Source organism: Pseudomonas kairouanensis, assembly GCF_004682055.1.
GTDB classification, from domain to species: domain Bacteria; phylum Pseudomonadota; class Gammaproteobacteria; order Pseudomonadales; family Pseudomonadaceae; genus Aquipseudomonas; species Aquipseudomonas kairouanensis.
In genome coordinates, this window is record NZ_QUZU01000105.1 from 1 (window position 1) to 1242 (window position 1242).

At 57.9% G+C, this 1242-nt stretch carries 1 protein-coding gene; it reads right to left on the reverse strand.

Annotated features, from left to right (window positions below; all coding sequences use genetic code 11):
• Nucleotides 1-184: 184 nt before the first annotated feature.
• A partial coding sequence (gene mmsA / locus DYL59_RS31280) for a CoA-acylating methylmalonate-semialdehyde dehydrogenase (RefSeq protein WP_135292636.1) occupies nucleotides 185-1242 on the reverse strand: 1058 nt, incomplete at its 5' end.

Consider the following 1242-nt stretch of genomic DNA (forward strand, 5'->3'; position numbering starts at 1 on the left):
GCTGCCGAAATCTGCATAACTCATTGTTTACCAAGGAGTTTTCCGTTTCTACTGCGCCGGAAGTGGGGCGAATTATAGGCTTCCAGAATCTGCCGTCAATGCCTTTTTTCATATTTCTGTCATATAGGTCAGAAAAACCCCGGAAACGCGAAAGCCGGCCCTAACGGCCGGCTTTCGCGGCAGATTACAAGCTAGGGAACGCGAATTGCGACGCCTCATGGCTGGCACGTTGTGGCCAGCGCTGGGTAATCGCCTTGCGACGGGTATAGAAACGCACCCCATCCGGCCCATAGGCATGCAAGTCGCCAAACAGCGAACGCTTCCAGCCACCAAAGCTGTGATACGCCACAGGTACCGGCAACGGAACATTCACCCCAACCATACCCACTTCAATCTCGTCACAGAACAGACGCGCCGCCTCTCCGTCACGGGTAAAGATGCAGGTACCGTTGCCGTACTCATGATCGTTGATCAATTGCATCGCCGCTTCCAGGCTATTGACCCGAACCACGCACAGCACAGGCCCGAAGATCTCTTCCTTATAGATGCGCATTTCAGGCGTCACGCGATCAAACAGGCTACCGCCCAGGAAGAACCCTTCTTCATGTCCGGCAATGCTCAAGCCACGGCCATCAACCACCAGCTCAGCCCCAGCCGCCACACCGTCTTCGATATAGCCACTGACCTTGTCCCGCGCCTGGCCGGTGACCAAAGGCCCCATATCCAGCCCACAAGACGTGCCCGCACCGATCTTCAGTGCCTTGACCTGCGGCACCAGCTTGGCGATCAACGCATCCGCCACTTGATCCCCCACACACACAGCCACCGAGATAGCCATGCAACGCTCGCCGCAGGAACCGTAGGCCGCGCCCATCAGAGCGCTGACTGCATTATCCAGGTCCGCATCCGGCATCAGCACCGCGTGGTTCTTCGCGCCACCCAATGCCTGCACGCGCTTGCCGCGCTTGGTCGCTTCGCAATAGATGTACTCGGCAATCGGCGTGGAGCCCACAAAACTCAGCGCTTTCACTTCCGGTGCTTCGATCAGCGCATCCACCGCGCCCTTGTCACCATGCACCACACTCAACACGCCTTTTGGCAAGCCCGCTTCCTGCAACAACTGCGCGATCAACAGCGTCGAGCTTGGATCACGCTCCGAAGGTTTCAGGATGAAACAGTTACCGCACACAATCGCCAGCGGGTACATCCACAGCGGCACCATCGCAGGGAAGTTGAACGGGG